This is a genomic window from Myroides phaeus (assembly GCF_009799805.1).
Classification (GTDB): Bacteria; Bacteroidota; Bacteroidia; order Flavobacteriales; family Flavobacteriaceae; genus Flavobacterium; species Flavobacterium phaeum_A.
On the sequence record NZ_CP047050.1, the window covers coordinates 2,724,006 to 2,743,522 of the forward strand.

7 protein-coding genes are annotated in these 19,517 nt (G+C 34.4%); all 7 read right to left on the minus strand.

Annotated features, from left to right (window positions below; translation table 11 throughout):
* Positions 1–114 precede the first annotated feature (114 nt).
* Positions 115–834, minus strand: a complete 720-nt coding sequence (locus GQS07_RS12170) for a helix-turn-helix domain-containing protein (protein ID WP_158211056.1) — start codon at positions 832–834, stop codon at positions 115–117.
* Positions 835–1,291: 457 nt separating this feature from the next.
* Positions 1,292–2,224: a type IX secretion system membrane protein PorP/SprF gene (locus tag GQS07_RS12175; protein WP_158211057.1), complete on the minus strand. Its 933-nt coding sequence runs from the start codon at positions 2,222–2,224 to the stop codon at positions 1,292–1,294.
* A gap of 11 nt (positions 2,225–2,235) precedes the next feature.
* The gene (locus GQS07_RS12180) at positions 2,236–3,525 is read right to left on the minus strand and encodes a gliding motility-associated C-terminal domain-containing protein (protein ID WP_158211058.1); all 1,290 of its coding nucleotides are present in this window, start codon (positions 3,523–3,525) and stop codon (positions 2,236–2,238) included.
* Positions 3,526–3,527: 2 nt separating this feature from the next.
* A complete protein-coding gene (locus GQS07_RS12185; protein WP_158211059.1) occupies positions 3,528–7,805 on the minus strand; it encodes a hypothetical protein in 4,278 nt (1,425 codons plus the stop codon).
* Between the two features lie 47 nt (positions 7,806–7,852).
* A complete protein-coding gene (locus tag GQS07_RS12190; RefSeq protein ID WP_158211060.1) occupies positions 7,853–10,327 on the minus strand; it encodes a hypothetical protein in 2,475 nt (824 codons plus the stop codon).
* Between the two features lie 17 nt (positions 10,328–10,344).
* Positions 10,345–13,176, minus strand: coding sequence for a hypothetical protein (locus tag GQS07_RS12195; protein ID WP_158211061.1), 2,832 nt, complete (start codon positions 13,174–13,176; stop codon positions 10,345–10,347).
* Positions 13,177–13,202: 26 nt separating this feature from the next.
* Entirely contained in the window at positions 13,203–19,157 is a 5,955-nt protein-coding gene (locus GQS07_RS12200; protein ID WP_158211062.1) for a hypothetical protein, read from the minus strand.
* Positions 19,158–19,517: the final 360 nt, after the last annotated feature.

Consider the following 19,517-nt stretch of genomic DNA (forward strand, 5'->3'; position numbering starts at 1 on the left):
AAATAGGCTTAAAAATGCTTTTTTGATCCAATTTGAGGTAATAAACACAAGTTTTTTACACAAAAAAAGGGACCTTACTTAATGTAAAATCCCTTTGTATCACAAACAGACAAATTATATTTCTCCGTTTATTACCTTATTTTTAAACTCCGTTGGTGTAATTCCTACAAAATGTTTAAAGTACTTATTAAACGTTGTTTTCGAATTAAAACCGGAATTTACAATAACACCATCAATCAACAAATCTTGCCGTTCTTGCATAATTTTTTTAGCATACTTAATACGATAACTCGCTACTAAGTTGTAAAAATTAACTCCCATTGTTCTATTGAGTGTATCTGACAACTGCGCCTTGGTAAAATTAAGCTCCTTTGCTAACATTTCAACTGTAAAGTCACGATCTAAATACAACGTACTCTTCTCAAAAAACTCAATTACCTTACGACTATCCTCTGTACAAATTGGCAAAGTATCATATTGTAACATTGGCTTTACTTTTTCCAATACCAAGTTTGATTGATTAATTCCAATTACCTCGTGACAATCACAGTATGACAGTCTAACTAAAGTAACAATAGAATAAATTAACCCAACTCCCACAGTACTAAAAAAGAAATACTCAAAGACAGTATTGTATTCTAACTCGTGATAAATGTAGGTCAATTTTGAAAAGTTAACTGTCGTCGCTGCTATTAAAACAAGTGAAACTACCAATATATAGTTCAACTCCATTGATGTTACAACATCCTTGCGTTCTTGTACTTCCTTAATCTCTTTTAAAAGACAAGACAGATTAGTTACATTACAGCAAACTACCGCTATAAGTAAATACATCTGATTGTAGTACAACATATAAAACAAGGCACTGAAAAAGACTAATAACAAAACACCGAAGCGCTCATTATGGTGCTTTCTCGCTCTACGTTTTAAAAAGAACAATAATAAAAAGCCTTCCAAATAAATAAAGTACAAAGGTGCACCTATAAATTTTGTTACAATACTATAAAGAAATATAACTATTGAAAAGACTACTAATAACCTAAATTGAGAGATAGATCTCTCGGGCTTTAACTGCATAAATTTGATGTGGGGATTTATTTAAAAATTAGCAAAACATATAGTTGGGGATGCTTTGCTGTAAGTGAAACCGACTAAGTAGTTCACTTATTTTATTTGATTCTATCTCTATTACAAAGAGCTCCCCGAAAGAAGCTCTGTATATTAACACGTTATGTTTTACTCTTTTTTTTCCTTACAAAAGAATTATTCTAACATCCTTTACTCTTCAATATTAGAAGAAACGAGGAGTATTAATTCTTCCTGTGCGACTAAAAATATCGAAGCGTAAGAAGATCTCATGTGAACCTGAGTTGTAATTTCTCAACGATGTTGTATCTGCATCATAAGCATAACCTACAAACAGATTATCATTTACTTGGAAACCTGCCAAAGCACTTACTGAAGCATCCCAACGATAAGCAGCACCTACTGTAAACTTATCAACGATTAAGAAGTTCGCCGTTAAGTCAACTTGTAAAGGAGCTCCCTCTACCGCTTTCATTAAGAAAGCTGGTTTGAACTTCAAACTCGGGTTTAATTCAAAAACATAACCTCCCATTAAGTAAAAGTTTGCTTTTTGACGCATTGTTTCTACATCGTTATCGTCATATCTATCCGAAGTTAAAAAGTTCGGAACTGACAATCCAAGATAAGCTCTGTCTGAATACAAATAAAGACCAGCCCCTAAATTTGGCGTAAACTTATTGTTGATATTAGTTTGAGAAACAGGATCCAAAGGATTGTGAATGTTCAATTTCGTATAATCTACATCCAATAAATTAGCTGTTCCTTTAATACCAAAGGCCAACTTATAATCTCTGTTCAAATCGATTGCATACGATAAATCAACAGAAATATTGTTTTCATCCATTGCACCCAATCGGTCATTAGTGAAATTAACACCTAATCCCAATCCGCTTTCTCCTAATGGAGTTGCAACAGAAACATTAGCTGTTTTAGGTGCACCTTCTAATCCTACCCATTGCGTTCTATACATTCCAAATACACTAAGAACACCTCTCGACCCAGCATAAGCAGGGTTAATATTGTTCGTATTGTACATATACTGCGTAAACTGAGGATCTTGTTGCGCATACATTTGACTGAAACAGCCTACTGCAAGTAGGCTAATTCCAATCTTCTTTATTTTATTATGAATACTCATAGATTCTTTTCTTAGTTGTTATCTAAATGCAAATATCCAGATTTTTTAATCATTTTAGAGCCATTAGCATCTTTATGCTCGTAGCTAACAATGTAAAAATATGTACCTGATGGTAACTTTTCGTTTTTGTTTACAGTAACACGACCTTCTGAATATCCACGGAAAACGTTTCCGTTACTATCATACGCCTTAGTTTCATAAACCTTCACCCCCCAACGGTTGTACACTTCCACTGTATTATTTGGAAACTTATTGATATTGTCAATTAAGAAATAATCGTTCTTATCATCTCCGTTAGGCGTTACTAAGTTATAAATAACTATATCACCATCCAATAGCAATTCTTTTTTTACAGTAGCAAGGGTAAAGAATCCATATCCTTTTACAGATGCAGCAGTAGTAATTTCTTTTTTATCCATATCAACTACTCCTCCTTCATCAACCCAAACTTGCTGTCTTGCATCCCAACGAACAATGTGTAATTCCTTTTCCGGATCTTTTAACAACTCAGCTGGTGTCGTACGTTCATCCCAACTCAACGTTAGCATAATACCACTCTCACCATTAATACGATCTACAGTCCATAACTCGCGCTCATCTAACAAATTTATCACTCCTGATTTTCCTGAACGAGCTCTAAAGAAATTCTTGTCGTCAAGAGAATATTTTCCTTCATAAGATTCAGTTACATTCGCTGGTGCACTAATACGTGCATAACGATAAATCCCTTTATCTCCCTTAGGATATTGAAACTCTTCACTACCTATTTTTTCAACATACCCTTCAGCGTGACTTCTATCTTTAGGGTTAATTGCTTTAGAACCTTGATGAAAAGTAAGCGCCCCTTTTAGAGAGTCCACTTTAATGATCCCATCTTTAAAATCCACAGAGCCATTTACGTTCATTTCGTTTTTAAGATCAAAGGCAACGTAGTTTTCTGCATTATCTAAAACAACATCGAAAAACGCTGTTGGTTTTTTTCCAGAAATAACTTGTTTTCCCTTTTCATCTTCGTAACGAGTAAAGATCGCTTTAGACTCTTTCGCTCCATCACTGTGATAATATAAATTATCATTGTTAAAGTTGCTATAGTAATAAGCAGTACCATCGTTTTTTACTTTACCATCAGCAGTATTATCAAAGTCATAAACAGTAGACAAAACTCCACCTTCAGCAATAGAGATAATGCCTTCATTTAGCAACACTTGTTCTTTTTTTGCCTTATCAACTTGTGCAACAACTGCACCTGGTGCAATCATCCCCACAAGAGTAAGAGATTTGAATATATTTTTTGACTTCATTACTATTTTATTTTTTGGTAAATATTAGGATTTGTAATCAATAGACTACGTCCTTTTAAAGGAACAAATGTATGATAAGGTCTGTCAGCGTCCCAACCTAAATCTCCTTCTTTATAAGGCGTTGGATCAGTTGAATCCACCTCAAATTCCATCTTAGTAGTATTCAGAATACCAAGCCCTTTAACCGCCGCTCTATTGTACACTCCTTTGTTTGCAAAGATATCATTTTTTGTTATTTTATAGTCAACTTTAAACGTCCAAACTTCATTTCTATTTAAAATTCCGTCGTTATTTTTATCACCATCTAAAGAAACAAAATTTGGCACTGGTTTTTTTGTTTTCTCATCTATCGAAATATTAAAACCAAACAACGGATCTATGATTGCAACATCATAAATATCCATATCACCAGCATTCTTCACTTTAAATGTATACGTGATAGTTTCGCCTATATCGGCATATTTATCTTTGTTATTATCATTAAAAACACCGTCTTTTTCTAACGTACAAGTTTCACAATCTTTTTGTTTTTGACCATAACCAAAACCAATCATTTTAGTTGCTCCTACAACAACTTGAGTTACATCAATATTATTAGCTTCATTTTCATCCGAAATCCAGTGAATCTTTTCAAATACCACAGCAGCTTTAGTTATCTTATCAAAAACTTCTAATTCTTCTAAAGGAGACTCAGTAGTTCGTTTTCCAAATAACTTAACATTTCCCCATTTATCAATAATGACACGTATAGCTGGAGTAGGATTATTAAGTCTATCACTAAGGTCAATCTTTTTATTTTCATTTATTTTCCAAATTTCATAAACTCCATTACTCCCCCATTTACTGCCAGTTCTATCTTTAAAACGTACATTTTGCTCTAACTTTTTACTACTATTCGTTGGCTTTCCTGATTGAAACTCCAATTCTTCTTTATACAGAGGAACTCCATTTATGACCATATTGAAAGAGTTATCTAATTGATAAATATCTACAACAAATCCACCATTCGTACCTGGTTGAGTAAATTTTTGTGCTAAAATCTTACCATTATTTAGCTTGCCTTCTATATTATCCCATCCAAAACCTTTACCTACTACATCTGTATAACATAGATCAGCACAGGTAATTGGCGTTGCTTTAATAGTACATCCATTAGAACTTCTTCTTGTAAAAGCAATATTATCAAGAATTGTGTGTCCAAAACCTTTACCACTTACTAATGCACGGTCTTGACTACCACGTATTGCCACTTTTACCTTTTTACCTTCAATTTTACACGAAGTATCATCTACTCTAAAACTTGCCGTTAAAGGAACCCAACCTAAACTGAATCCTGTTTCTGCAGCACCTTCAGGCAATTCTGCACCAGCAAACTTAAGTGGAACTGTTGCTAAAATCTGTCCTCCCTCTGTATCAATCACATCAATTAACATGTAATCTTTATCGTGATAAGTAACATAAGAATACAAATCCAACGTATAGGTTGTATTAGCCTTTAATGGTTCTTTTACATCAAATTCATAAAATGGCTTTATACTTTGCGTTGCACTGGCAGCCCCACGAATTAAGAAAGCTGCACCATTCACGGCGCCAGACATATCTCTAACAGCACCAGGTTGATCCCAAGCAGGAGTCCAATCATAAAAGTCTACCGGATGATTAGGATACCAAGTTTGTGTTTTCCACGGATCTCTATCATCTAACCCCATTCTTACATAACCTGGAGGTAAAACAGCATAGTGTCCATCAGGAATACGCGCTATATCATTTTGCACTTTGTACCCAGGATATCTTTTATCATTAATACCTGGCGCAAAATTATAAGTACTTGTTGCTCCACCCACAGCTCCATTTCGTATCGTATTTCCTTGCTGATTCTTTTGAATACTTCCGTCGGAATTTAAACTTACAGAAGCTCTATTTGTCCAGTCTGTTCTTCCCGAATTTACATTCCAATATCCTCTGTCAAAATCTTCGTAATACAATACTGCATCAACACAAGGTCCAAGCAACATAAATGAAGCCTCTGTAATATTATTACACCCAATTGATCCACTGTTTGTACCTAAAGAACTTGTATCATTATTATAACATTCAAAGTGTGGATTGGTCGGTGCTAATTTTGGATCTCCATTCGTAGCATCTGGATCAGTTACATCCGCAGGACGCATAATAGTTGCCTCAGCCACTTGATTTCCAATTCCTCCTACTAATTTCCCTTCAAATGTATATGTGATTGTTCCTCTTTTTTTCAAACTCAATTCAGCGTGATACATTCTTGTTGCCTTATCATAAGTCAACCGAACATTCTCTCTAACACTATCTTGATAACTAATTGTTGCGCTTGTAATTTCAACACCTCCCGGTACTTGAAATGTAAAAGGAGCACCTTTTATACCCTTGTCAGAATCAGCAATAACATCACTTGGACCGTAATTACCCGCAATAACCTTATAAACTACTGAGTCACCAAAGTTTCCAATTGTAGGATTTGATTTTCCATTAACAGTACTTAAAACTGTGGTGTACAAATCGGCTTCTTTAACTTCTACAAAAGTTTCTTTATTAACTTTATTACCTACTCTAAATGTCCAGGTGTCCATCGACTTTTTATCACCAAATGTATTTAGTGCTCCTGTTCCACCAGCACCCCATTTATGCCCATTCACATTACTACTAATCCCTTGATTACCTTTTATTGTATGGCTATTTTCTATCGGATCTACTTTATTTCCTTCTAAAATAATTATCTCAGTTTCTTCATAATGCGCCGGAACCCATCGTCCATTTACATATTTACCATAAACCCAAACTCTTTCAATTGTTGTGGGAATTGATATATCAATATCATCCCAAAATACTTTATCTGAAATAAATTTGCCATTTAAATTTTTATAATCTAATAATTCAATGGCTATTCCCCCTGTGTTATATTCAATATCAAAAAATGGAAAGTGAACCTCTGCCCCTTGTAATTGTACCTTCACCTCAATTGGCACACGTCCCAGCTCCTTAGCAAGTTTCTTACCTGCTTTATTCTTCCCATCCCAAAACACTCTATTAACCCCCTCTTTTGTATTACCTTCTAAAGTAAAAAAAACATTGTTGTTATTTAGAATTTCAATAGTATATTGTTGTCCTGCTACTGGTGCGTCAAATACAACATATCCTCCTTTATGCCCAATTACTCCATCTGTCCCTTCTGCTCCAACAATATGAACATTTTGAACCTCTGGCTCTAAAACAGAAGGATTTAACCAAGTTACTCTATTCGGATAATGATCTTTTTCAACACCTACACTCACTATTGCTTTAGAAGGCATATCCTCTGCAGGAAATGTATAAAACATTTTATGTGTTATATTCTCATTATCATCAGGTGTATTAGGATTATGAATCCTTTTTGAAGCAGTACTCGCTTCTTCATTTAAACTTTTATATTTAGAATTTCCTTTATCATCTTTAAACCCTATACTATTTGTAAAAAAAGCCCAAACAATACCTGATGTACCATTGTGTTTTACTCGGTATGTAAAACCATCATTTGTACGAACAAAAAATTCTCCATTAAATTCAATATTCTGATAATTATAACCAGAACTAAAATTCCCATTTGAAAAATTCAAGTTAGTAGCATAAACACGTCCTGGAATAAAAGCTGTACCACCACCATTAAGTACTGAAACATCCCATGCAACGATAGTGGCATCATCTCCTTGAGTCCAATTCTCATTAGCATAAAAAACATTACCTTGCCAATTCATTCTTCTTGAGGTAAATTCTACTCTATAAATACCTTCACCTCCTTTAGGTACTTTATAATAAATAGGGGTATATCCACCTTCTTTATCTTCCTTATACTTTTTGGGTCCTGCAAGCTCAGCTTTTCTATTTGGAATATTTCCCAAACTATTATCCTTTTTTAAAAAAGTTCCATCTGGCGCATAAAGAGCTATACCTCCTACATCTGAACCATATCCTTGCGCAGAAGAAGCCATTGTTATCGTTTCACCTTCCTTTGCATATACATAATGGGCTCCCGCATTAGGAAAAGGAATAGCCTCTGGTGCTGTATATCCCTTTCCTAATAACATAGCCCGATGTCCTTTTCCAACAGGATATAAAATCTCAGAACCATCAGAGTTAAATTCCTTCGCTTTAGCTGGATATAAGTCCTTCGATCCATCAGCTAAGGCATTTGAAACAGACAATAATGCGAAACATCCCACCAGTGCCTTTTTCAATACTTTAGCTGTAAAATTATCTATATGTTTTCTCATATTTTCTAATATATCTGTACATAAATTTCAATAATAGATAAAACCTACTATTGAACTCCTGTACCTGTATTTGAATCTTTTATTACAAAAACGATAGTCATATAAGACCCTTGTGTTGCTTCTCCAATAATATTATAAGTCATAATACCTTCTTTACTAATCTTAATTCCTGAGAAAACACTTGTATCGTAATAAGTTACATAATAATGCAATTGTTCTTTATTTAAAACAGAGATATCAGCAGGAGCACCCTCACTTCCAATAATACCTCCAGTATAAGGCATTACCCCTTCATCGGCACCATGTGCTATATTATAATTTGCACTTCCTGTTCCTGGCAAACCTCCTGTAAATTGATTTACATAATCTTGGTATAAGTTTCTTTGAAGTCCTGATCCTTTTTTTGATGTATCAAAAATCACAGCAGGCATATAAAAGAACTTTGGCATTGCTCCATTTGATGTTTTTAAAACACCATTACTATCAGCAACAACCACTTTATCCGTAACAATATTACCAGGTAATTGATTTATTTCATCAATTTTCACGTGTCCATGAACTACTTCTAAAGAGTTAAATTCTGCTACTTTACGAGGCGTTTCAGTCACAGTTCCATTTTCCGAACCAAACAAACCAACTGTCAGCTTACCATCAGCGGCTAACTTCATACGTTGAATTTGATTAGCTGTAAAAGCAAATCCTTGATTAGTACCAGACTCAGAAGTTATATTAAACTGTAAACCTGCATTTTTTCCAGCAGCAGTAATTTGTCCGACTTGATTTGGATCTTGAAAGAAATCCATTCTATTTGTACTTCCATTACCTCTTGATGCCACCTGAACATTACTTCTATCAGCGCTTGACAAAGTCAAAGCATATTGAGCTCCGTTTTGACCAAACGTTGCCGTAGACGCCTCTTGATTAGCTACTTTTTGAATAAAATTCAATGTATTACCATTCAAATCTACCGTACGATTGTTTGCCAAAGTACCATCAACATTATAGATATTAGTGTCCTTATCAGCAGCAGGTGTTGTCCATTTTACTGTTTTGTTATCACCTTCTCCTTCGATAGTTAATACTTGTCCTTTTGTAGCTCCGTTTGTATCAATAGCTACATCATAGAAAACTTCTTTACCATCTTTTTCTGGAGTCGCTTTCCCGTCTGAAACAATAACTCCATTACCAGCTCTAACAACTGTATTAACTTGATCTTTTAAAATCTCTGCCTTATTAATACTTACTTTGTACTCCGTATTATTATTATCAACAGTAGGTGTAACAGTAACAAGATTATCTGTACCAACAACAGTTGTCGTTTTTTGGACTGCTCGTATAGCTTCCTGAGAAACATTTACAGCGTACGTAGTGTGTTTTCCTCCTTCAGCAGGTGTTTTAGTAACAGTTGTGTTTGTTCCATTTACAACCTCCACCGTTTTTTGACCAGTCTGAATAGCCGGTTCTAAATCTACAGATGAAGCAACACCATTTACAGTACTCGTAAGTGCGTTTCCTTTAAGCGCCAACACATTAGTTGTAGCTGTAATTAAAGTAGATTGATTAACCCATTTAGTTGTAGTACCATCAGTAATCAATACTTGTCCAGCAGTAGTACCAGGTGTAATTTGAGCATTAGTTACTTGCCCACCTATATTCTGTAAACTTAACTTCTTTTCATCAACATCGATTGTGAATGCTTTCAATGCAGCTCCTTTTGCTCCCTCACTTAACACAACCTTATCACTTGCCGCAGTTACATCTTGTCCTGTCACAAGAGAAGATGCTAAGTTTTCATACTTAACCGATCCATCATTCTGAACAACAGCTACCTTACCTGCATCTTCCTTTTCAGCTACTAATTTACCAGCAGTTACATTTTTATCAGCTAAATCTTCCGTTTTTACTTCTCCATTTTTTATTTGAGCAGAAGTAATAGATTCGTTTTTAACTCTTAAAGAAGTTTCTACAAGCGTAGCATTCTTACCACCTGTAACCACTTCAATAGTAGCATTTCCCTCATCTGCTGCAGACAAATTCTTAGCATCACTTATATGCGAAGCCGTAATGGTAGTTGGTGTCCATTTACCATCTACAAATGTCAAAACTTGATTAGCAACAGGCTTTGATTCACTTACTTGTGAACCCTGAATAGCAACAACCTTTGTTTCTCCTGTTTTCCCTATAGCATCACCTGCTAAAGAGATTTCAGTAACATCAGATTGTTTTGCAAAACGCACCCAACGATTAGTATCCCAATAGTAATAACCTGGAGTTACGTCTTCGTGAGTATTTTCATTATATACCATCAATGACTGGGCTGGTCCATTAATAGGGTTTAGCCCATTAGTAGTTTCAACTAAATCTACACGTGGAATTAATAAACCTCTTTTAGGAGATTGAATATCTACTGCTGCAGATTTATGTGGCTTATCCGTTCCGAATCCTTGTTGTGCGTGAGCTTGCTCAGCACTTAAAGAAAGTACTAAAGCAAGTCCTGCATATCCTATATAAGATTTTTTCATTTTGTTGTGTTTTTTAATTAGTTACGCCCTACAATGATCCATTTAGTACCGTTAGATTTAATAATCCAACCTTGGAATGGCATTGCTCCGTATGCTAATAAATCTGTTCCTGACTTGATATTCAAATATCCTGTATGTGATTCATTTTCATTAATGATTTTCACACTAATTGTTTGTCCTGATGTACCGTCAATAACTGGTAATTGTAAGTTTGTATCTTTTTCTCCTAATGTTACTTCGATTACAATCTCTTCCATAGAAGGATGGTAATTTGCAACAGTAGAACCATTAATTGTAATCTCTCCTCCATTGTTAATTGTAACTGGTCCTGCTGGAGTTTTGTCGATTACAGCTAATTTCCCGTCTGATCCTACAACTACATTTGAATTTTTAAGATCTTTAGGAGACTTTAATCCTTTAATAGACAAAGATCCCTTGCCATCAGTAACATTTAATGTCGTCTCTAAATCAATATCACCTCCTAATGTGATGTTATGTTTATCATCCTTAGCTAAACCATTATTTGCTGTAACAGTGTTTCCCAGTTCTCCGGCAGGAACCCATTTCGTTGTCTTTGTATCAGTACCAGTAGTAACTAACACCATTCCATCTGTTTCACCTGGAGTAATCTCAATACTTGCAGCGTGTAACAATGCATTAGCTCCATCTTTAACTGTAATACTTGTTGATGTTAATCCTTTACCTTGTGTTTCAGATATATATGCAACATTTACAGTTGCTACTCCATCTACAAAATTAATTGTCGGCTTCTCTTTTGCCTCTTTCACAACACCAGCAGTACTATTTCCATTTGCATTTGCAATAGAAATAGTATAATCTTTACCACCTGTTTTATTATCAGTACCAGCATTAACAGCAATTGGCCCCTCTCCTTCAAACTTATCTTTATTATTTAAAGCAGATTGCTCAGTCCAAATAACTTCTCCTTTTTCATTTGTAACTAAAACTTTTGAATTACCATCTGATTTCATATCCACAGCTTGAATAGTACCATCTGCAATCTCATCTGATGTAACTGCACCTGTAGCAATATGGTCTGCTGTAATCTTATCTTTACCTATGTTTAACTTAACATCAGCTAATAATGAATTAGTCGCTGTTGTTTCTTTTGCTTCACCGTTCTCTCCAATTACAATAACTCCATCTGTAGTTAATGTTTTCTTATCTGTTAAAGCAGCTGGAGTAATTGTGCTATATGAAACCGTTCCGTCTGTATTAACCGTAGCTACATGTCCTGCAGTTGCACCAGTTGCATCCAATTTATCAACGCCAATAGTTTTACTTTGAATATCTTCATTTTGAATAGTATTATCAGCAATTTCAGTAGTTGTAATACTTCCTTCTTTAATACTCAACTTAGTATCAACTAAAACTGATTTAGGCAATTCTGATTTTTTATCATCACCAATAACAATCTTACCATCAGTTGTTAATGCCTTTCCTAATGTAGCAGAAACATTTTGATAAGTAACTTTACCATCTTTTCCTGCTACTGGAACAGTTCCTTCTGCAGCATAATCAACTTTACCCTCTCCATTAACAGTACCTGCTGTCATTTTATCAGCTGTAACTGCACCATCACTAATTTTTTCAGTTGTCACTGCACCACCACCTAAATCAGATGTTTTTACTTCTCCATCTTTAATTTTTTCTGATGTAATTGCATCGTTAGCAATTCCTAAAGTCACATCTTTCAATAAAGAACTTGCAACTGATAAACCTGTTCCTTCTGTATCTCCTGCTGTTACTGTAATACCTGACCCTTTTAATGTTTTAGCATTTACACCTTCTTCAAAAATATTTTTATAAACTACAGTACCGTCAACTTGAACCACTGGCACTTTTCCTTGATCTTCAGTTTTTGCTCCTAATTTCTCAGCTGTAACTGCACCACCAGCTAAATCAGATGTTTTTACTTCTCCATCTTTAATTTTTTCTGATGTGATTGCATCGTTAGCAATTTCAGTAGTTGTGATACTTCCTTCTTTAATACTCAATTTAGTTTCAACTAAAACTGAATTAGGCAATTCTGATTTTTTATCATCACCAATAACAATCTTACCATCAGTAGTTAATGTTTTAGCAACTAAATTACCTTTAGCAATAGACTCTTCAATTAATGATTTAGGAGATGTAATTTTTAAAATTCCATCTGCCCCCATCACTACGATCTTTTGCTCTTTCCCATCAAATTTATCAGAAACATCTGTTAATCCAATAATTGCTAAATTCTTTCCATTTCCAGTACCAATAGTCGTTAAGTCTTTAGTTAAAGCTCCACCTAATTCAAATTGGCTATTTCCTTCTTTATCATTAATTACAGTTAAACCGTTTGTAGCACTAACAGCATTAAATACAAACTCTTTTGGATCAATCCAAACCGTTGTACTATTACTACCATCTATCTTAGTTACTAAAACCTTTCCGTCTTTATCACCTCCTTTTACACTAACTTTATAATCAGTTGTATTAGGCTTTGAGCTATCTACATCAACATTTACATTTGTACCTGCTGTTACAGTAACAGTTTTTTCAGTATTAGAAGCTACGAAACGCACCCATCTATTTTTTTCCCAGTAATAGAAACCTGGAGCAGTTTGAGTTCCTTTATTATAAACCATCAACGCATCTGCAGGATCAGAAACAGGAGCAGCCTTGTCTAAATCAGCGATATCAATACGTGGAATCAATAAACCTCGTTTTGAAGAAACGATATCAACAGCTGATGATTTATGTGGAGCATTTGTTCCAAAACCTTGTTGAGCTGATACGTTTGTAGTTGCAAGAACTGAAAATGCTACTGAAGCAGATAATATTAATTTTTTCATGTGTTTTGTTATGTTAAGTAAGGTGATTATAATTTGTTAACGATTATCCACTGTGATCCGTTAGAAACGAAGTCCCATCCAGAATATGGCAAGGCTGTATAAACCTCTTGTAATCCTTCTATCGCTCCGAAAACAGTTACATAGTTATCTTCGTTCTTATCTTGTTTTTTAATTGTGTATTTTTTTCCTTTATTCGCTGTGTTAGCTGTTGGTAAAGTAATCCTTACATCTCCATTTACTGCATTCCCTAAGATGATTACATCATCAGTCAATACACCGTATTCTCCAGTTACTTCTTTGATTGAGTTTGTTGTCATTAGATTAACAGACAACTCTCCTTCTTGAGAAATAATAACAGTTGGATTTGTTTTTGCTTCTTTTACTAAACCTAAAACAGATTCGGCACTATTAGCAGCTCCTTTTGCTGTGGCAACATTTACATTCCAAATTGTGTTGTTAGCATCTTTTGAATCAACTTTACTTTCAACTGTAGTATTTGTACCATCTACTAAAACAACTGTTTTTTGATTTCCTTGTACTACTGTTTCAAAGTTTTGATAAGTAACGTTTCCATCTTTATCTGCAATACCAACTCTTGGCTTTTCGTTATCAATTTTTCCAGCTGTTAGCTTATCTGCTGTTACATTTTTATCAGTTATCTTTTCTGTTGTAACTGCATTATCAGCAAGTTTACCAGTACCAATACTTCCATCTTTAATTCCTACTGATGCTTTAGCCAATAATTTGTTAGTTCCATCTGTACCACCTACAAACTCTAACTCTTTTGATAGTTCTAAATCTCCTTTAGTTGTACTAACTGTATTAGCTAATTTATCTATAGCTTCTTGAACATTACTTGCTCCTAACTTAGACTTTTCATCATCAAATCCAGTTGCTGATGCATTTGTATCTATCGATATAATTGTTTCTCCTTTTCCATCAACAAAAGTATAAACACCATCCTTTTGTGAAGCAGTAACCTCATTCAACTTCAATGTTGTCGCCTTTCCTGCAGCATCCGTAAACTTCAACGAGTTAGTTTTATCGTCATATGATAAAGAACCAACGCTTAAAGCAACTCTCTCTATAATATTAGCTTCGTTAGTATAAGTTAATGTATTACTTGCATTATCATAAGACAGAATGGTCACTGTCTCGTTAGCTGAAACAATATCTTTCAATGCCTCATTTTTCTCATTACCCCAAGTAACGTTTCCATCCTTATCTGTAACTAAAACAGTACCCTTATCTCCAGCTTGAACTTTATCTGTTGTAACTGCATTATTAGCAAGTTTACCTGTTGAAATACCTTGGTCTGCAATTTGAATTCCTGCATTAGCCAGTAACTTTTCTGTTCCATTACTTTTATCAGTAAACTCAAGACCACCAGCTACAGTTAAATCTCCTTTTGTACTTTCAACTGCCTTAATGTTTTTTAACAACTCTTCTAAAGCACCTTGAACATCTGTTGACGTAAAGACTCCTTTATTATCGATTGCTACATTAGAAGCATTCATATCTATTGAACCAATTACATCACCATTAGCATTTTTAAACTCATATTGATGTTTTGCCGTATTCAATTCAACTGAAACTTCTTTTGGATCAATATTAACTCCAGTAGCACCACTAACTGGTTTACCATCTGCTCCTACTTCTTTTTCGTTATAGTAAGTATAAGAACCATTTGTATTTTTAACTAATACTGTAACAGTTTCGTTAGCTTTCACAGCATCGGTTAAAGTTTCATTTGTTTTTTCAGCCCAAGTAACGTTTCCGCTCTTGTCTGTAACTAAAACAGTACCGTTACCTCCTTTTTCAAATTTACCAGTACCAATACTTCCATCTTTAATTCCTACTGATGCTTTAGCCAATAATTTGTTAGTTCCATCTGTACCACCTACAAACTCTAACTCTTTTGATAGTTCTAAATCTCCTTTAGTTGTACTAACTGTATTAGCTAATTTATCTATAGCTTCTTGAACATTATTTGCTCCTAACTTAGAGTTCGTATCATCAAACCCAGTTGCTGATGCATTTGTATCTATTGATGTAATTTCATCTCCTTTTCCGTTTTTGAAAGTATAAACACCTTTCTCAATTGTAACAGTTGTAGTGTTTGCGTTAATCTCAACTACAGAACCATCTACCGCTGTATGCGTATAAGTTCCATTGTTATTATTTACTAACTTATCACTCTTGTCTTTTAAGATTTCTACAAGTGTTTTGTAAATATCTCCCTCAGCTGTTAGGTTACTAACTACATCTCCAACTACATTAATAACAACATCTTGTCCATTTCCATTAGTAAACGTGTATGAACCCTTACCATCTGAAACAACAGAAGATTTATCTACTGTTCCTAATACCGATCCATCTTTTGCTACTAATGTAACCTTACCATCTTGCTTGTCTTGCAATTTAACCTCTGCTCCTGACGCTAAGTTTTTAACTAAATTGTCTATAGCTTCTTGAACATTATTTGCTCCTAACTTAGAATTCGTATCATCAAACCCAGTTGCTGATGCATTGGTATCTATCGATGTAATTTCATCTCCTTTTCCGTTTTTGAAAGTATAAACACCTTTATCTATCGTAACAGTTGTAGTGTTTGCGTCAATCTCAACTACAGAACCATCTACCGATGTATGCGTATATGTTCCATTGTTATTATTTACTAACTTATCACTCTTGTCTTTTAAGATTTCTACAAGTGTTTTGTAAATATCTCCCTCTGCTGTTAGGTTATTAACTACATCTCCAACTACATTAATGACAACATCTTTTCCATTTCCATTAGTAAACGTGTATGAACCCTTACCATCTGAAGTAACAGAAGATTTATCTACTGTTCCTAATACTGATCCATCTTTTGCTACTAATGTAACTTTACCATCTTGCTTGTCTTGCAATTTAACCTCTGCTCCTGACGCTAAGTTTTTAACTAAATTGTCTATAGCTTCTTGAACATTATTTGCTCCTAACTTAGACTTCGTATCATCAAATCCAGTTGCTGATGCATTTGTATCTATCGATGTAATTGTTTCTCCTTTTCCATCTACAAAAGTGTAAACACCATCCTTTAGTGAAGCAGTAACCTCATTCAACTTCAATGTTGTCGCCTTTCCTGCAGCATCCGTAAACTTCAACGAGTTAGTTTTATCGTCATACGATAAAGAACCAACGCTTAAAGCAACTGTCTCTTTAATATTAGCTTCGTTTGTATAGGTTAATGTATTGCTTGCATTATCATAAGACAGAATAGTTACTGTCTCGTTTGCTGAAACAATCTCTTTCAATACCTCATTTTTCTCATTACCCCAAGTAACGTTTCCGTTCTTGTCTGTAACTAAAACAGTACCCTTATCTCCAGCTTGAACTTTATCTGTTGTTACAGCTCCTTTAGCAATCTTAGCCGTTGTAACAGCATCAGCTGCTAACTTATCTGTTGTAATAGCACCATCCTCTATAGACAACACCATATTCTTTAACACAGAATCAACTAAACTTGCTTTGCCATTAATTAAGATACCTGTACCGCTCAATTCTCCTTTCGTACTTTCAACCGCACCTATTTTCTCTAATAACTTCTCAATTGCTCCTTGTACATTAGTACTTCCCAATTGCGTTTTATTATCATTGAAAATAATTGAACTCGCATTTGTATCAATAACAGCTAATGGCTCTTTAGTCGACTTATCTGTAAATGTATATACACCATCTTTCACTGAAATTGTCAATGTATTGGCATCAAAAGTCAATCCTTTCGCATTTGCTTTTAATTCGCCATTCAAATCAAAATCAGCTTCATTGTAATAAGTGAATGATCCATTATTATGATCAACAATCTTAGTAACCGTTTGGTTCTTTTGAACCATCTCTTTGATTAAATCGCTTTCTGGTTTTGCCCAACTAACGTTTCCATCTTTATCTGTTACTAAAACTTCTCCTTTATTTCCTTTTTTGATTTGAGTTAATTGTAACTCTCCTCCTATTTTAGCTAAATCAAACTTCCCTTGGTTCACTGTTAATGTTACATCTTTCAATACAACTCCAGCTCCATCAGATACAGTTAATAACTCATTAGCAGAATCTAATGTTTTTCCATCTACATTAGAAGCAGCAATGTTTTCATATTTCACTGTTCCGTCTGCTTGTACCACAGGAACTTTTCCTTTTTCAGCAGCAGTAGCTCCTAATTTATCAGCTGTAACAGCTCCTTTTTGAAGCATCTCAGTAGACAATTTGTCTTTTAAGCTTTGTGTAATCGCTACACCGTTAACAGTAGAAACTAAATCAGAACCAGTTAATACTAATGTATTTGTAGTTATTGCCTCTTTTGCAGACCATACTACATTACCTTTTGCATCTACAACTAACACATCACCTGCATTACCTTTATGTAATTGTGACAGATTAAGCAAACCTCCTACATTCTCAAGGCTTATTGCCTTTTCATTTACTGCTAATTTTGTTTCTTTTAAAACAGCTCCTTTACCATCAGTAACAACAATAATATTGTCGCCACTCAAATTCTTGCCATTTAATGCAGTTTCTAAATTCACACTAAGGTTTCCATTAGCATCAACGTCTAATCCGCTACCAGCTTTTACAACCCCAGCAACATCTTTAGTTGCAGTTGGAACATCTAATGTATAAGTAATCGTATTTCCGTCGATAACTTTAGTTACATTGATATTAGTACCACCGCGAACTACAGAAACAAATTGGTTATTTTTCACTAATGCATCTACGTCAATCTCGTGCTCTTTATCATCTTCATCACTAAACACCAATTTCTTAGTTGATGCGTTGTACACTAATTGTGTCAATGTTTCCTCAACATCTACAAATGTTTTTAACACATTGTACAAGTCTTGGTCAGTTTTAGCTTTGATTACCTCAGTAACATCACCTACAACAGTAATATTAGATGTAGCTCCAGCTTCATTAGTATAAACATACTTACCAGCTTTCTCACGTACTAAAGTTGTAATAGTTTCTTTTCCTTTTACTAATTGTTCAAGGCTAACATTATGTTTCTTTCCGCTATTATCAACGTATTGAAACTTATCTCCGTCATAGTAAACGTTACCTCCTACATATGTATCTCCTAAAACAGTAACCAACTCTTTTAAAACATCACCGTTATTCACGATTTTGTTGAATTGATTAATTACATCAGCAGGCACATTGATTGTAGTTTGTGTATTATTTTCAGACGTGTATAAATAAGTACCATTCTTGTTATCCACAAGAGTAGTCACTGTCTCGTATTTTTTTACAAGGTCTTTAATCTTAACAGTAGCATTTACATTACCAGCTGCATCTTTAAAAGTAATCGTTCCTTTATCCTCATCTGTGATGATACTATTAACAGTTTCAAAAGACTTAACAGCCCCTTTGATATCAACAGTAACGATAGCTTTTTTCTCATCAGAATAAGTCAAAGCACCAGTAACTTTATCGTAAGCTAAAACAGTCAATGTTTCATTTGCTTTAACAATATCGCCAAGTTTGATTTCAACCTTTTTACCACCCTCTGTTATGTGGTATAATTTATCTCCTTCATACACTACATTTCCCGTAGTATTATTCACGATATTCTTAATCAGATTTTTCACCTTGTCTCCTTCCAGATTCAAGATATTTTCAAATTGATTTACAACAAGCGCAGGAATTTCAGAGTCCGCTGTTAGGCGTTTCCAAACTTGACGTTTAGCATCCCAATAGTGGTATCCTGGAATAATATCCTCTTGCTTTACAGTTGCGTAAACAAGTAAACTTTCAACATTACCATTTGTGATTGTACTCTTATCTGCAGTGTTCTTTAATGGCACTTGTGGTATCAATAAACCTCTATTTGTTGAAGCTACAGTAAGCTCAGCAGATTTGTTTGGTGTTGATGTACCAACCCCTACTTGCGCATTGATCGCAAGAGATGACATTAGCAAGCCAGCAGAAATTAATCTTTTGTTCATAAGGTGTAGTATTGTATAGTTTTACAATTTATCTGTACTTCGCGATTTTGAAACATAAGTTCATATCGCGCGCACAAATTATTTATGCAAAGATAGCACTATTCACTTTTATATATGTTTCATTTTGTAAAAAAGATGTACTTCCCAATAAAATGAAACGCAGTGCACGCTTTGATTTATAACGGTTTACAAAAAAATCTCATTTTTAGTAATGAAACTTCTAAATATTTTTACATTCAATGTAAAAACACCATTTTAAAATTTCATTCGTACAAATAGTACTTTTTTTAATCTTTAAAAGAAGAAAAATAATCCGTTATTCTTATTTTTCTCTTTACTATTTTAATACCTAATACCAAT

What these genes read in the sequence shown, in the direction of transcription:
- GQS07_RS12170 (WP_158211056.1), bottom strand. Translation starts at nt 834, where the DNA reads ATGTATTTACTTATAGCGGTAGTTTGCTGTAATGTAACTAATCTGTCT.
- GQS07_RS12175 (WP_158211057.1), bottom strand. Translation starts at nt 2,224, where the DNA reads ATGAGTATTCATAATAAAATAAAGAAGATTGGAATTAGCCTACTTGCA.
- GQS07_RS12180 (WP_158211058.1), bottom strand. Translation starts at nt 3,525, where the DNA reads ATGAAGTCAAAAAATATATTCAAATCTCTTACTCTTGTGGGGATGATT.
- GQS07_RS12185 (WP_158211059.1), bottom strand. Translation starts at nt 7,805, where the DNA reads ATGAGAAAACATATAGATAATTTTACAGCTAAAGTATTGAAAAAGGCA.
- GQS07_RS12190 (WP_158211060.1), bottom strand. Translation starts at nt 10,327, where the DNA reads ATGAAAAAATCTTATATAGGATATGCAGGACTTGCTTTAGTACTTTCT.
- GQS07_RS12195 (WP_158211061.1), bottom strand. Translation starts at nt 13,176, where the DNA reads ATGAAAAAATTAATATTATCTGCTTCAGTAGCATTTTCAGTTCTTGCA.
- GQS07_RS12200 (WP_158211062.1), bottom strand. Translation starts at nt 19,157, where the DNA reads ATGAACAAAAGATTAATTTCTGCTGGCTTGCTAATGTCATCTCTTGCG.